We start from the raw sequence: 14,591 nt of genomic DNA, 5'->3' as shown, positions 1-14,591 counted from the left end.
TTTATCTTCGCGATTATGGCTGTTGCGGCCGCTTGGGGTGTGGTTACCTCTAAGAACATTGTGCACAGCGCCTTCTTCTTGGCCCTTACCTTCGCCGGGGTGGCCGTGCTCTATGTCCTTTTGAATGCGGATTTCCTGGCTGCCGTTCAGCTCCTGGTATATATGGGCGCTGTCAATATCATGGTTATTTTTGCGGTCATGTTAACCTTAAGGGGAGATGTCAAAGAGAGCAGCCTTGAAACCAAGAAATGGGGTTTAGGTGCTTTAGGGGCTGCCTTAGTCTTCATTATGATTGCTCTGGTCATTCTCACCAATGCCGACTGGCGGATTCCGGCACAAGCCTGGAGCGGACAAGGGTCAGCCCTTGCTATCTCCGAGCTGATGCTGAAGAGCTATATGGTTCCGTTTGAGGCAGCGGCCATCCTTCTCACCTTGGCTTTGGTCGGAGCGGTCATTCTGGCGAAGGGAGTGAAAGAGAGCAAATGAGTTTTAGTGTAGGGCTTTCAACTTATCTTTTAGTCGGAGCGATGCTCTTCAGCCTGGGTCTCTACGGCATCTTTGCTAAAAAGAATGTCATCGCCGTGCTCATGTCCATTGAACTCATGCTTAATGCGGTGAATCTTAATTTCGTGGCCTTTAACCGGTTCCTCGGAAATGAAAGCGTCTTGCACGGTTTTGTCACGGCTGTCTTTATCATTGTCCTGGCAGCAGCCGAAGTGGCCGTGGGCTTGGCCTTGGTTATCAGTATCTATCGGACGCGCAAATCAACCAGTGTGGACGATTTCAACTGGTTGAAGTGGTAAGATAGTCTAATGGAGAAGGTAGGTGTTCAAGGAAATGCATGATCTCTTTCAATGGGCATGGCTCATACCGTTTCTGCCCTTCCTGTCTTTTCTGTTGATCGCCCTCGTGACGAGGAGATCCAAAGGACTGTCTGCCGCCGTCTCGATCCTTGCCATACTTAGCGCCTTGGGTTTGGCAATTGCTATCGGTGTAGGTGTCATTCAGTCCTGGAACGGAGAAGAATTTGTCGGGCGGGAAGCGGTCGCAGCCGCCAACTGGTTAAATATCGGCGGGCTGAAGATCGACTTCGGCACCATCGTCGATCCTTTAAGCGCCATGATGCTCTTTGTCGTGACCTTAGTGGCATCCATGGTTCAGATTTATTCTCTGGGGTATATGCACGGAGACCGCGGCTGGTCCCGTTATTATGCCTACCAGTCCTTGTTTGCAGCTTCCATGCTGGGGCTCGTGATTTCAACCAACCTATTGCAACTGTTCATTTTCTGGGAACTGGTCGGGCTTTGTTCTTACCTTTTGATCGGTTTCTGGTACTTTAAAGTGTCCGCCCGCGAGGCTGCCAAAAAGGCCTTCATCACCACCCGGGTCGGAGACTTTGGCTTGCTTTTGGGAATCTTGTTTTTGTACAACAAGTTTGGCACCTTGGATTTTGCGGCATTATCCAATGCCATGAATACCAACTTCCAAGACTTTGCCCTCATCGGCGGCTTAAGCTACCTAACCGTCATGGCGATTCTGGTCTTTATCGGACCAATCGGTAAATCCGGCCAGTTCCCGCTCCATGTCTGGCTGCCGGATGCCATGGAAGGCCCGACACCTGTCAGCGCCTTGATCCACGCGGCTACCATGGTTGTAGCAGGTGTTTATTTGGTCGCGCGCATTTACTTCCTCTTTGAACATGCCTCGCCGGCCGCGTTGCAGTTTGTGGCCGGGCTGGGCGCCTTTACCGCTATTTTTGCGGCCACGATTGCCATTGCCCAGGATGATATTAAACGCATCCTGGCCTACTCAACCTTAAGCCAATTGGGCTACATGATGTTTGCTCTCGGAGTCGGCTCCTTAACCGCATCCATGTTTCACCTTATGACCCACGCCTTCTTCAAGGCCTTGATGTTCCTGGGCGCAGGTTCTGTCATTCATGCTCTGCATGAAAAACAAAACATCTGGGATATGGGTGGCTTGTGGAAGAAGATGCCGATTACCGGTTGGACCTTCTTTATCGGAGTCTTGGCCATTTCCGGAGTGCCGCCGTTTGCCGGGTTCTGGTCTAAAGATGAAATTCTGGCCGCCGCCCTTCATAACGGCCATCCGGTCATTTATGCCGTCGGCTTGTTTACAGCATTCTTAACTGCCTTTTATATGAGCCGCTTGTTCTTTGTCGCCTTTACCGGTCCGTCCAAACCGGAAAACCACCCGCACGAGTCGCCTTGGACTATGACCCTTCCGCTGATCATTTTAGGTGTGCTCAGCGTGGTGGGCGGTCTGGTCGCCTTGCCGGAGCATAACTTTGCCTTCTATGTCCACGCCGGAGAGTTGGAGCATGAAGCGATGGATTGGGCTTTGGCCGGGATTTCCGTAGTTGCCGGTCTGATTGGCATCGGGCTGGCCTACACCATTTATGTGAGGAAGGCGATTGCGGCGGAAAGCATCGTCGCCAAATTCCCCGGAATCTATAGGCTCTTAAAGAACAAATATTATGTGGATGAGTTTTACCTGTGGCTCATTCACCATATTATGGACGGCCTGGCCAAAGTCCTGTACTGGATTGACCTTTATATTGTCGATGGAATCATCAACGGCCTGGCTTTGTTCACGCGCGGCAGTGCCCGTACCCTGCGCCGGACGCAGACGGGCCAATTACAGACTTACGCTTTGGTATTCTTCTTTGCCGTAGTGGTAATCTATCTGGTATTTGCGATCGGCGAAGGCCAGCTTGCGGCACTTAATCCCTTAGCGATGCTGGGAGGTGTGAAATAATGTCGGCAGCTACAGCAGGCTCCATGATTTTGCCCTTCACGCTCTTAGCCCCGGTGCTGGCCGCTTTGATTATTGTCTTCCTGCCGAAAGAGGAAGGCAAGATGATTAAAATTGTTGCAGCACTTGGCACCTTTGCAGCGCTTGCGCTCTCCGTGTACGTTTTCTTTGCCTATGACCGGGCTCAAGGCGGGATGCAGTTCAATCTGATCCTTCCCTGGACCAAGGATCTAGGGGTAAACCTGGCCTTTGGAGTCGACGGGATCAGTATTCCGATGCTCGTCCTAACGAACCTGATCGGCTTTACGGCGGTGTATTCATCCTGGAACTTGGACAAACGCGTGAAAGAGTTCTTTGTCCTCCTCTTGATCCTGATTACCGGGGTGATGGGAACCTTTATCGCCCGCGACCTCTTCATCTTCTTCCTCTTCTATGAGATCGTGGTGATACCGATTTATATCATGGTCATCATCTGGGGAAGCACGAAACGGGTCAGCAAGGAATATGCCGGGATGAAACTGACCATTTACCTTTTAATCGGTTCGGCATTCCTTCTGGTCGGTTTGGTGGCTCTTTACCTCAACGCCAAAGGACTGAATGGCGGGCAGGGAACCTTTATGTTTGATGAACTGGCCAAGTTTAAGTATGATCCCACCTTCCAAAAGATTGTCTTCGGTTTAATGGCTTTCGGCTTTGGCTCTTTGATTTCCATGTTCCCGTTCCACTCCTGGTCGCCTGACGGCTACGCCGGGGCTCCGACGGCAGTTAGTATGATTCACGCCGGGGTTCTGAAAAAAATCGGGGGTTACGGTCTGATCCGCCTGGGACTGATGGTGCTGCCGGTTGGAGCCAAGTTCTGGGCTCCCGTGATTGCAACCTTGGCCATCGCAGGGGTGCTCTATGCCGCCTTTATTGCCTTGGCGCAGAAAGACCTTAAGTATGTGGTCGGATATTCCTCAGTGAGCCATATGGGCTATGTCTTGATTGCCATTGCCGCTTTTAATGTCACCAGCATCAACGGAGCCGTGGAAATGATGTTCGCGCACGGCGTTATGTCAGCGCTTTTCTTCTCCATGATCGGCTTTGTCTACGAGAAATCCCATACCCGCAACATCAGCGAACTGGGCGGGCTGGCCCGGCAGATGCCGCGCCTGGCGGTCGGTTTCCTGATTGCCGGGATGGCATCTCTTGGACTCCCGGGAACCGTGAACTTTATTGCGGAGTTTACGATCTTCATGGGTTCGGTGCGGGCATATCCCGTCCTCGCGATCTTGGGGATTGCCGGGATTATATTCACTGCCGCTTATATCCTGAGGACTCTGGCCAATGTGCTCTTTGGCCCGCGCCGTCCGGAATGGGATCACTTAAAGGACCTGCGCGGTCCGGAAATGGTTCCGCTGGTGGTGTTGGTATTCGTCCTCTTTGTTACCGGAATGTTCCCGAACATCGTCTACAGTGTCATTAACTCCGGTGTCACGCACTCCGACTTAAGTAAGGTTATGGAGACGGTGGGCCTGGCGAAGATGGGAGGGTTGTTCTAATGTTCGACTTTAATTTTCTGATGCTCACTCCCGAAATCGCCGTGGCAGTGCTGACGCTGGTTCTCCTGGCTATTGGGCTTTTGATTCCCCAGGGAGCGCGCAAAGGGATGATGCCTTTAACCGTATTCTTCCTGCTCGGTGTCCTTGCCTTTAGCGTGTATGATTTCTTTTTCGGCCCGCAAGGGGTAACCCTGGGCGGAATGTATATCCACGACCAGTTTGCAGGTTTCTTCAAAATCCTGTTTTTGTCTGCGGCGATACTGGTGGCGCTGTCTTCCGGCGCTTATGTCCAGTCCTTTCCAACAAGCAGGGGTGATTTTTACGCGCTCCTCATGGGTGCCACTCTGGGCATGATGCTCATGTCAGGGGCCGGAGACCTCTTAACGTTATACGTCGGCTTAGAGCTCATGACCATCACCTTCTATATTCTGGTTGCCTACTGGCTTACGGAAGAGAAATCAGCGGAAGCCGGGGTTAAATACCTGATTCTGGGTGCTGCATCTTCAGCGGTGCTTTTGTACGGCATCAGCTTATTCTATGGAATGACAGGTTCTCTGATGCTAACTGACATCCGCCAAGCGATGTTTGCCACTCCGATTTCTCCGGTGACCATTCTGGCCAGCGTTTTCCTACTCGCCGGATTCGGTTTCAAAATTTCCCTGGTACCGTTTCACATGTGGGCTGCCGATATTTATGAAGGCGCTCCCACCCCGGTGACTGCGTTCTTGGCTGTGGCCTCCAAGGCGGCTGCCTTTGCGGCTTTGATCCGGGTATATGTTCTGACCGTTGGGGTGCAGACCTTCTCCCCGCCTTCCATCGGAGGGCACTGGACCGGGCAAAACCTGCTACTCGTCCTGGCAGCACTAACCATGATTGTCGGCAACCTGATTGCCATACCTCAGACCAACATTAAGCGCATGCTGGCGTTTTCCAGTGTGGCTCAGGCCGGTTATCTTATGGTCGGCATTATTCCGGCTTCTCCGGACGGGGTCAAGGGTGTGCTCTTTTATGCCATGATTTACGTCTTTGGCAACATGGGAGCGTTTGCGGTGGCAACCCATATCGGTCAGGCGCAAGGCAGTGATGAGATTAAGGACTTTGCCGGACTGGCCCGCCGTTCGCCGGTGGCCGCCGCGGTCATGACCGCTTCCTTGCTCTCGCTCGCCGGAATTCCTCCCCTTGCCGGCTTCGTCGGCAAGTTCTACCTCTTCTCAGCGGTCATGAGTGAAGGATTTACTGCGATTGCCTATATTGGCTTTGTGATGAGCATGGTGTCCGTGTACTACTACCTTTCCGTGGTGAAGGTTATGTACCTGACTGAAGGGGAAGGCCTGCCGCTAGTTCCGGTCAAAGGCGCATCTAAGTTTACCATGGTCTTCACCATGCTGATAACCTTGGCTCTCGGTCTTTATCCAACCCCGCTGGCACAGATGGCGATTGCTGCCGCCAACAGCTTGGTGAAATAAAGATGTGGCTGTTCAAGTAAGAGTCAGACGCTTAGTCTAGTTAATATGCTTATGGTGTCTATAAAGGGGTTCTCTCCGTATATGCGGGTGAGAACCCCTTTATTAGTTGACTGATGAAGATAATTAGCCCTTTGTAAAGGATTTCATCTCAATGATGGCGAAAACATCTGTAAGGCGCTAGGATCGTGTAGATACGTTGGAGCGAGAAGATACCTCAGATCGAGAGGATAGGTCATGAAGAGACAATTACTCGGGCAAGCAGGAGAAGAGTATGCGGCCAAGGTACTGATGAAGGCCGGTTTATCTATTATCGGTCGCAATTACCGCTGCCCCAAAGGGGAGATGGATATAATCGCCGCCCAGGGGCAAGGGTTAGTTTTTGTCGAGGTCCGCACTCGCAGCTCCGGGATCCGGGGCTGGGCGGAAGAAAGCATCACAGCTAAAAAGCGCCAGCGCCTGCGAGCCATAGCTTCCTATTACCTGATGGAGCAGGGATACCAAAAGTGGCCGCCCCTAAGGTTTGACCTAATGGCCATCAGGGTTGATCAAGGCCGGTTTATGGAAAACTGGATACAAGGGATCTGATTATCCTGTATGTATATAGAAGTCAGAATACAGGAGTCAGGAGTCAGACTCCCATGCCGCTATGCGGCACCACTGATGGATGAAAATAGCCAAGGTGCATTACCCGCTCACCACGCGCCGGAGCTGTTCGCTTGTTGATTCAGCTACAGCGCCAAACCTTAGGGTAATACCTGAAGTGAACCGTGACGCTGCTTAACGCTGAATCAACTGCGCTCTCGACGCTCCTCTGCTCTACGGTTCGCTAAGTAATTGCCCCTTGTCTATTTTCAGGGCAGGAGTAAGGAAAGAACACGAAAAAAATGGTCTGTTATGTATATCCGTGAAACTGACTTAAGGAATTAAAGTAGTCATGAAAATTTCACAAATTGCTCAAGTTTTGATTGAATTTTAATGTTAGGATATTCTTAGAGCCTGACGATCTTAACTTACTATTTGGTAGATATATAAGGATTCCAACGTTAATTATTCATACTTTCCGTGTGATTGGAGGCAGTCTAAGTGGAGCCAATGCTAGTGGTTGACGATGAGGAGAAAATCAGAGGGCTTGTCCGCATGTACTTAGAGAAAGAAGGGTACGCCGTCGAGGAAGCGGAAAATGGACGGGTGGCCTTGGAAAAGTTTCGTTCCGGAAGCTATTCCCTGCTTATTGTAGATTTGATGATGCCAGACATTGATGGCTGGCGGGTATGCCGCGAGGTGCGGGAGAACTCGGATGTCCCGATTATCATTCTGACCGCGCGCGGGGAAGAGTTTGACCGGGTGCTGGGTTTTGAGCTGGGAGCGGATGATTACCTGGTAAAGCCTTTTAGCACCAGGGAGTTAGTGGCGCGGGTCAAGGCTCTCTTGCGCCGGACCCAGGGTCCGGCGCGGGCGGCCAATGACTCGGAGCTTGCATTCGGTCCCTTGAAGATCGACAAGGAGAGGCACCGGGTCAGCATTAACGACGAGGCCATCACCTGTACCCCGAGGGAGTTTGATCTTCTGTATTTTCTGGCTAAGAACCGGGGCAGGGTCTTCTCCAGAGAGCAGCTGATGGAAACGGTTTGGGGTTATGATTTTTACGGGGACGCACGTACAGTCGATACTCATATTAAGAAGCTGCGCGAAAAACTGGACCATCCTCAGGCTCGGAAAATGATTGCCACTGTCTGGGGGGTAGGGTATAAATTTGATCCGGACGCCCAGGTTTAACTGAATTCTGAGTACTGAGTACGTATATTAAAAGGAGTTTTAAGCTTGTGAAACGCCGGATAAGCATTTCTATTAAACTATGGCTGGCTATGACCCTGCTCATTTTAACCGTTCTCGGGGGGCTGGGGGCAGTGATTACCTGGCTTTTCAGCGATTTCTACCTTCAGGACAGGTTGAATTCCCTGCGCAGCGATGCTGTAGAAACAGCCCAGCAGCTGGAGAAGATTCCGGATTGGAATCAGCGTCTGGTCTGGTTTGAGTCCGTCCGCTTAACATCCGGAACCCAAGTCCTGCTCATTGATCCGCAGGGGAATGTGCTGGCTGCCGGGGGAACAATGGGGGGAGGACTCGGACCGAAAGGGGGCAAAGGCTGGGGCGGTTCCCAGATGGGCGGATTTATGGGGGGATGGATGCACAGCCCCATGCTTAATGATTTTTTTACCCACGAGAACTTGGTTCAAGTTTTGGCAGGAGAGACCATTGCCAACAAAACCACACTTAGCGGAGCCGGGAATGAAGCCATGCTGATTGCCGCGGCTCCGATAGGACAGAATCCCGTTCAGGGGGTGGTGCTATTAGGAAGCTCGCCCATGCCGGTACAGGCAAGTACCTTTGCCTTTCGCCGCTTGATTGTTTATGCTTCGCTGGCGGCGATTTTGCTGGCGGCATTTGTCAGTTTCTTGCTGGCGCGCCAGGTCACCCGGCCTTTGGCGTTAATGCAAAAGGCTGCGAGCAAAATGGCCAAGGGTGAGTTTGAACCGGTGACCGGAGTGGACAGTCATGACGAACTGGGTGATTTGGCAAGGGGCTTGAATTCCATGGGGGAAAGCCTGCGCAATCATGTCTCCTGGCTATCTGAGGAGCGCAATTTGCTCAAAGGGATCGTTGAAGGGATTAGCGATGCTGTGATTATGCTGGGAGCGGACGGGAGCGTCCAATACGCCAATGAAGGGGCCAAGTTGTTGTGGCAGGAACAAGAGCATGAGGAGGATAATGAGCGCAAACAGGAAATTCTCTCAATGCTGCGCACCATCCCGGCAAATACGGAGGAATTGGGGCAAGGGCGAATCCTGACCCTGGGTACGCAAGTGCTTCAGGCGGCCGTGGCGCCAATGGCTCCGCGAGGATCCGGAAGCCCCGGCGGCTACGTCGCAGTCCTGCGGGATGTAACCGCTACCCTTAGGACGGAAAAAGAAAGGCGCGATTTCTTAGCTAGTGTTACGCATGAACTGCGCACCCCCCTGCACTTGATCCAAGGATATTTAGAGGCTATCCAGGACGGGGTAGTTGGGAAAGATGACGAAGCAGGGCATATTCAGTTGGTTCTGGATGAAGCCAAGCGTCTGGCGCGGTTAGTCCAAGAACTTCAGGATTTGAACCGCCTTGAGCGCACCCAGACTTTGAGCCCTGAAATCATTGGGGTAGCTGATTTCTTTCAGGAGCTTAATCAGTTGTTTCAGGGGCGGGCGCACGCTCACGGGATTAAGCTCGAGTTTATAAACAGCTCGGAACTTCACGTGAGGGCCGATCGTGACCGCTTGCGTCAAGTGTTTATAAACCTTTTGGATAATGCGATCCGCCATATGCCAGGGGGAGGAGTAATGAAAGTCAGTGCCGCTGCCAAAGAGCATGGCGCAGTATCCTTTAGCATAAGCGACCAGGGAGAAGGAATACCGCCCGAATCTTTGTCCAAAATTTTTGACCGTTTTTACCGGGTGGATAAGGCACGCTCCCGTAAAGAAGGGGGCATGGGCTTGGGACTGTCCATTGTCAGACAGATTATCGATGCCCATGGCGGTAAGATAGAAGTGGAAAGCCAAGTTGGACAGGGGACTACTTTTAAGATTGAATTGCCTTAGTTTTTAAGATCAAGCCTTATTCATTTGTAGAAAATAACTCACGAAGATAATCCCGTCGACCATGTAATATTCGGTGGATGACAATGGTATCATCAATTATTCTGTAAAAAACGAGATATGGCTGAATCACAATAAATCGATAGCCGCTAGCCACTAAGGTATATTCTTCATCAGACATTACCGAGCCCATATTTGGAAACTCGTCAAGTCTGGATATTCCTGCGGTTATTTTTTCCAATAGAATTTCTGCGGAAGTCACATTATCCTTCGAGATATATGAGAAAATTTCATCCATATCATCAATTGCTATCGGGGTATACTTAATCTTATTCTTTTGCGGCATCTATCTTCCTCCGCATTCTTGCTATGATCTCATCATGTGCAAGCAAGTTTTCACCTTCAGCAATCTGCTTTTCTGCAACCAGTAACTTAGATTGCAATTTAATGCGGGCTTCCATGCGTCTAAATGCTTCATGACTCATAACAACCAAGTCAGCTTCGCCATTGCGCGTAAGCACTACTGGCTCGTCAAGCTCGTGACAGATTTTCGAAAAGCCATTATAGTCCTGTCTGATTGTTGTAGATGGTTTAATAAGCATAATGTGAGCCTCCTTTTATATATCATTATTCTATTCATATTCTATCTAAATAATTTCATAAATACAATAACTACTTGTCGATAAAGGAAACTTACTAGTTAAATCCCGGAGTCTAAGGCCCGGTATTGCAGAGCTTCCGCTAAGTGGGCTGGTTGAATTCCATTGGCCTTATCCAAATCAGCGATCGTCAGCGCAACCCTGAGGATCCGGTCATGCGCCCTCGCACTCAAATGCCGGGAATCGAAGACGCGCTGCAAGAGGACTTCTCCCTCTGCAGTCAGTTTACAGAACGCTTTCGTTTCCTGCGCGCTCATTTCGGCATTGGTTCTGGTTTCACCCAGCCGGGCCCATTGGCGTTCCCGCGCCTTGGTCACGCGCTCTCTTACTTTTAAGGAAGACTCATTTATAGGTTTATGTCTGCGTAATTCCTCAAACTGAATCCGAGGCACTTCGACTTGCAGATCGAACCGGTCGAGGAGCGGGCCGGAAATGCGCCGGCGGTAATTCTGAATTTGAAGTGGTGTACAGGAACAGACTCTTCCCTGATCCCCGAGAAAACCACAAGGGCAGGGATTCATGCTGGCGATGACCGAGATACGGGCCGGATACTCGATACTCCCTTTCTGACGGGTAATGACCAGACGCCGGTCTTCTAACGGCTGGCGCAAAGACTCCAGAATCTCCCGCGGAAATTCCGGCAGTTCGTCCAGAAACAAGACCCCATGATTCGCCAGGCTTAATTCTCCCGGGCGCAAGTCGCGTCCACCGCCGATAATTCCGGCAATGCTTGCCGTATGATGGGGATGACGAAACGGGCGCTCGCTGATCAGAGCGCCTTTATTGGTTAGGAGCCCCGCTACGCTGTAAAGCTGGGTCACTTCCATGCTCTCCGCTTCATTTAACGGGGGAAGAATCCCGGCAAAGGCTTGGGCGAGCATGGTTTTGCCCGACCCTGGCGGCCCGACCATAATTAGGTTGTGCCCGCCGGCGGCCGCAATCTCCAAAGCTCTTTTGGCGTGCAGCTGGCCTTGAATGTCAGAAAAATCAATACCTGTCGTTTCTTTTTCGGGAGCAGAGGTTAGTACAGGGGAGTTATTTGTAAATTCCTCATCATGAACTAATGCCTTAACGGCGGTACTCAAAGTTGGGGCGCTAAAACTGGAGAGCCTCGATACCAGCCGCGCTTCAGCCAGGTTTTCAGGAGGAACGACCAGATTATATGTTTCATTATGCTTTTTAGTTTGAGTATTATTAAGCTCCGCCAGAGTAACGGCCATGGTAAGAATCCCCGGCACCGGACGCAGGCTTCCTTCGAGCGATAATTCCCCCGCAAATACATAGTGATCGAGATCAGCCGCTTGCAATTGTTCAGTTGCCGCCAAAATCCCGATCGCGATCGGAAGATCAAGCCCTGATCCTTCTTTGCGCAGGTCGGCCGGAGCCAGATTAACCGTGACTCGCTGCAGCGGAAAAGTGAACCCGGAGTTGCGCAAAGCGGAGCGCACCCTGTCTCGGGCTTCCCGGACGGCCGTCGCAGGAAGTCCGACGATGTCGAACGCAGGCAAGCCGTTCGACACGTCCACTTCCACCCTAATTAAATGGGCCTGCAGCCCGATGACTGACATCCCGAATACTGATGCAAACATAACCAAGCACCCCCAAGGTTTGGAATTCGACCCAAGCCGTGGGGTTTCCTGCTTTTTTGGGAGGGAATTTATGAACCCAACACCTGAGGTATTACTTTACATATTTTTTAGGGCTAACTTCAAAGAATCTCCCTTGCGGAAGGGTCACAAAGGGGCGTGGACGGATGACAAACTTGGCCTGACTCAAATGCAGGAGATCGAACATAGGGTTAAAGAATTGAATAAAATGGCGGACGAAGTTGAGAACCAGTCTAAGGCAATCACGTCGACTGTACAAATCATTGACGATATCGCTCAGCAGACCAACCTGTTGGCACTTAATGCGGCCATTGAGGCGGCGAGGACCGGAGAAAACGGACGCGGTTTTGCTGTAGTGGCGGAGGAGGTCCGTAAATTGGCCGAACAGGTTCAGAGAAGTTTGACGGAAATTAAAGGCAGTATCAATAAAATGCAGCTGTCTACTCAATATGTCAATCATAGCATGGAACGTAGCCGGGAACAGTAAAATTATTAAGAATGAAGAAAGAACCTCGACTAAGCTGTCGGGGTTCTTTCTTTAGGTGCTTGAGTTATTGCTGAACTTCTAAATTATCCGTGTCTGGGCCTGCATTCTCAGTTTCGTTGGGCGAGTCTTTTTCAGTGTCGGGGGCTTGATTTTTTTCGACCACGCCGTTATTTCCTTGGTGGTCTCCTTGTTCTTCATAGTTTATGTTGTCTTGGTCTGACTCCGGTTTCTGAGCTTCTTCAGCTGTCACTTTATCTTGCGCGGGAGAAGGGACGGATGGTGCAGGGGAAACCGCTGCAGGGTCTGTGCTGCCAGGTTGGATAATCGCTGCTGATTGGGTTGTCGGGGCCGGCGTGTTCGTTGCTGCCGCTGCCGTTCCTCCGAAAGCGGCAAGACCTGTGAGAGCTCCGATCAAAGCCAGTGAGCCTGCACTTGCGAGTAAGGATTTTTTCATTAGGATGTGCCTCCCTTTATTATTCGGTTGATTAGGATTATTGCCATCAACCTATGTATAGGTTAACAAGGGAATTTTAAAAACCGATAAAAACAAGATTAAAACAAAATAAAAAATATTTTGCATTAAATATCAAGCGTATGCTGAAAAAACTAGTCCCATTGGAAAAAACGGAAAATTTTTAATCATATTTTAATGTCTGATTTGATCGTTTTTAATTTTCACCGGCTAAACTCTGACCATGATGTTTCAAAGGAGGAGGATTTACTTGATTCAAACGAGGCATTTATCCAAAACCTATGCCAATGGTTTCACGGCGGTTCAGGATCTAAATCTTAAAATTGAAAAAGGGGATATTTTCGGCTTTCTTGGACCAAATGGAGCCGGAAAAACGACAACCATACGGATGCTGACCGGTTTATTGAAGCCATCGCACGGTGAAATCACTATTGGGGGTCTGGATATGGCCCGGCAGAGTACAGAAATTAAAAAGGTGATTGGCGTTTTGCCGGAATCCCATGGTTATTATGCTTGGATGACAGGTCGGGAATATCTTAAGTATTTTGCACAACTTTACGGCCAGGATATGAAGGACATGAGGACGTATATTCCCTATCTGCTGGAAAAGGTCGGACTGGGAAGCCGGAACAAGCCGATCGGGCAGTATTCCCGGGGAATGCGCCAACGCTTGGGGATTGCCAAGACCCTCATTCATCATCCGCAAATTATTTTTTTGGACGAACCGACTTTGGGGCTGGATCCGGTGGGCCAGAAAGATATTCAGAAATTACTTCTTGATCTGAACCGCAGCTTGGAAGTCACGGTCTTTATCACTTCCCATTTGCTGAAAGACATTGAAGTGCTCTGCAATAAAGTGGCCATTGTTCGAAATGGCAAACTGATCGAACAAGGTGAAATCAGAAGTCTGCAAACCAAATACGGGGAGCAGAATCTCATGAGACTTAAAACCTCCGATCCTGCTAAAACGAGCGAGATCATCAAGCTTATCGCTTCGGTCGATGTAACAGAGGACGGGCAAGCCTTACTCATCCGAATGAATGAATCAGAACCGGGAAAGCAACGGGTCAAAGGGCAAATTCTTAAACTGCTGCTGGCGGAAAACGTCGATATCTATGAATTTAGTAAAGTTGAACCAACGATGGAGGAAGTCTTTTTCAGATTAGTCTCAGGAGAAGGGGGAAATCAGATATGAATCGAGCCTTAATAACAAAAGAAATCAACGAAAATATCCTGGCGTTCAAAGGCAGTATCTGGCTGTTTGTGATCACCCTTTTATTCAGCGTCATGTCTTATAGCTTTGTGGGGATCAAAGAGATGAGCCTGTTGGCTCAAACAGAAATGATGGTGACCTTTGGCAAGCTGGTTTTGGGTTTAGGGCTGCTCATTTCGATCATCTTAGCTTCGGTAAGCTTTTCCAATGAAAAAGAACAAGGCACTTTGGAAAGTCTTTTGCTCACCCCCATTAAGAAAAGTCAAGTGGTTTGGAGTAAAATGCTGGCCGTTGTTACAGTCTGGGCAGCCACTCTCATCTTAGCCCTTCCATATCTTTTCGTTCTCAGCCGCGGAACCCAAGCATTCGGATCAATGCTGGCCTTTCTCATTTTCATCGGTACGGTTCTGGTGCTGCTTTTTTCAGGTGTGGCCATGGCCTTGTCGATTATTATCGGTTCCTCAAAAGGAGCGCTCATGACATCCTTAATTATCTTTTTAGTGACTTCGGTTCCGGTATTTCTATCAACCGCAATGACTCAATCGGGGTTAGGCGCTGTGATAAATGCCTTGAGTCCGGTGGCGGGCGCTCTAAACCTTTTAAAAGGAATGATAATCAACGGGTATGGTATCTTCTCCCACCCATCCTCACTGTTATCTGTTGTGGCCGGAGGAGTAATTGGCCTCTTGTTCTTGCAATATGGTATGAGCCGATTAGAATTTAAGGGGGGAGAATAATC

At 50.1% G+C, this 14,591-nt stretch carries 15 protein-coding genes; 11 read left to right on the top strand and 4 right to left on the bottom strand.

Features of this window, described 5'->3' with window-relative positions:
• Positions 1-15 precede the first annotated feature (15 nt).
• From J0X21_RS10890 to J0X21_RS10855, 8 genes are all read left to right on the top strand, one after another.
• Positions 16-486: an NADH-quinone oxidoreductase subunit J family protein gene (locus J0X21_RS10890; RefSeq protein ID WP_206812266.1), complete on the top strand. Its 471-nt coding sequence runs from the start codon at positions 16-18 to the stop codon at positions 484-486.
• A complete protein-coding gene (gene nuoK / locus J0X21_RS10885) occupies positions 483-803 on the top strand; it encodes an NADH-quinone oxidoreductase subunit NuoK (protein WP_206812229.1) in 321 nt (106 codons plus the stop codon). The genes J0X21_RS10890 and nuoK overlap by 4 nt, the downstream gene beginning before the upstream one ends.
• Positions 804-825: 22 nt before the next feature.
• Positions 826-2,778, top strand: a complete 1,953-nt coding sequence (gene nuoL / locus J0X21_RS10880) for an NADH-quinone oxidoreductase subunit L (protein WP_328812755.1) — start codon at positions 826-828, stop codon at positions 2,776-2,778.
• Positions 2,778-4,316, top strand: coding sequence for a complex I subunit 4 family protein (locus tag J0X21_RS10875; protein WP_206812228.1), 1,539 nt, complete (start codon positions 2,778-2,780; stop codon positions 4,314-4,316). Before nuoL ends, J0X21_RS10875 begins: the two co-directional genes overlap by 1 nt.
• Positions 4,316-5,782 carry an NADH-quinone oxidoreductase subunit N gene (locus tag J0X21_RS10870; RefSeq protein WP_206812227.1) on the top strand — a complete coding sequence of 489 codons (1,467 nt, stop codon included), beginning with the start codon at positions 4,316-4,318 and terminating at the stop codon, positions 5,780-5,782. Before J0X21_RS10875 ends, J0X21_RS10870 begins: the two co-directional genes overlap by 1 nt.
• Before the next feature lie 234 nt (positions 5,783-6,016).
• Complete coding sequence (locus J0X21_RS10865) at positions 6,017-6,367, top strand: YraN family protein (RefSeq protein ID WP_206812226.1); 351 nt, start codon at positions 6,017-6,019, stop codon at positions 6,365-6,367.
• 498 nt (positions 6,368-6,865) lie between these two features.
• On the top strand, positions 6,866-7,558 hold the full coding sequence (locus J0X21_RS10860; protein WP_328812752.1) for a response regulator transcription factor: 693 nt from the start codon (positions 6,866-6,868) through the stop codon (positions 7,556-7,558).
• Between the two features lie 89 nt (positions 7,559-7,647).
• Complete coding sequence (locus J0X21_RS10855; protein WP_206812263.1) at positions 7,648-9,417, top strand: HAMP domain-containing sensor histidine kinase; 1,770 nt, start codon at positions 7,648-7,650, stop codon at positions 9,415-9,417.
• 16 nt (positions 9,418-9,433) lie between these two features.
• On the opposite strand, the gene J0X21_RS10850 is transcribed toward J0X21_RS10855, so the two are convergent.
• The 3 genes from J0X21_RS10850 to J0X21_RS10840 form a co-directional block, all read right to left on the bottom strand.
• Positions 9,434-9,760: a type II toxin-antitoxin system RelE/ParE family toxin gene (locus J0X21_RS10850; RefSeq protein ID WP_206812225.1), complete on the bottom strand. Its 327-nt coding sequence runs from the start codon at positions 9,758-9,760 to the stop codon at positions 9,434-9,436.
• Positions 9,744-10,016, bottom strand: a complete 273-nt coding sequence (locus J0X21_RS10845; protein ID WP_206812224.1) for a type II toxin-antitoxin system Phd/YefM family antitoxin — start codon at positions 10,014-10,016, stop codon at positions 9,744-9,746. Before J0X21_RS10845 ends, J0X21_RS10850 begins: the two co-directional genes overlap by 17 nt.
• Positions 10,017-10,114: 98 nt before the next feature.
• Positions 10,115-11,662 (bottom strand): YifB family Mg chelatase-like AAA ATPase, encoded by a 1,548-nt coding sequence (locus J0X21_RS10840; protein WP_206812223.1) that lies wholly within the window; start codon positions 11,660-11,662, stop codon positions 10,115-10,117.
• Positions 11,663-11,732: 70 nt separating this feature from the next.
• On the opposite strand from J0X21_RS10840, the gene J0X21_RS15740 reads away from it, so the two are divergent.
• Positions 11,733-12,167, top strand: a complete 435-nt coding sequence (locus tag J0X21_RS15740; protein ID WP_328812751.1) for a methyl-accepting chemotaxis protein — start codon at positions 11,733-11,735, stop codon at positions 12,165-12,167.
• Between the two features lie 64 nt (positions 12,168-12,231).
• Here the strand turns inward: J0X21_RS15740 and J0X21_RS10830 are convergent, their stop codons facing one another.
• Positions 12,232-12,621: a hypothetical protein gene (locus tag J0X21_RS10830; RefSeq protein WP_206812221.1), complete on the bottom strand. Its 390-nt coding sequence runs from the start codon at positions 12,619-12,621 to the stop codon at positions 12,232-12,234.
• A 268-nt stretch (positions 12,622-12,889) separates the two neighbouring features.
• Between J0X21_RS10830 and J0X21_RS10825 the strand changes: the two genes are divergently transcribed.
• Together J0X21_RS10825 and J0X21_RS10820 are read left to right on the top strand one after the other, a co-directional pair.
• Positions 12,890-13,834 (top strand): ABC transporter ATP-binding protein, encoded by a 945-nt coding sequence (locus tag J0X21_RS10825; RefSeq protein ID WP_206812220.1) that lies wholly within the window; start codon positions 12,890-12,892, stop codon positions 13,832-13,834.
• Positions 13,831-14,589, top strand: coding sequence for an ABC transporter permease (locus J0X21_RS10820; RefSeq protein ID WP_206812219.1), 759 nt, complete (start codon positions 13,831-13,833; stop codon positions 14,587-14,589). The genes J0X21_RS10825 and J0X21_RS10820 overlap by 4 nt, the downstream gene beginning before the upstream one ends.
• Positions 14,590-14,591 lie beyond the last annotated feature (2 nt).

The organism is Paradesulfitobacterium ferrireducens, from assembly GCF_017310645.1.
Taxonomy (GTDB): Bacteria; Bacillota; Desulfitobacteriia; order Desulfitobacteriales; family Desulfitobacteriaceae; genus Paradesulfitobacterium; species Paradesulfitobacterium ferrireducens.
The sequence above is the reverse complement of the archived record's forward strand: the minus strand, read 5'-3'. Positions and strand labels throughout refer to the sequence as shown.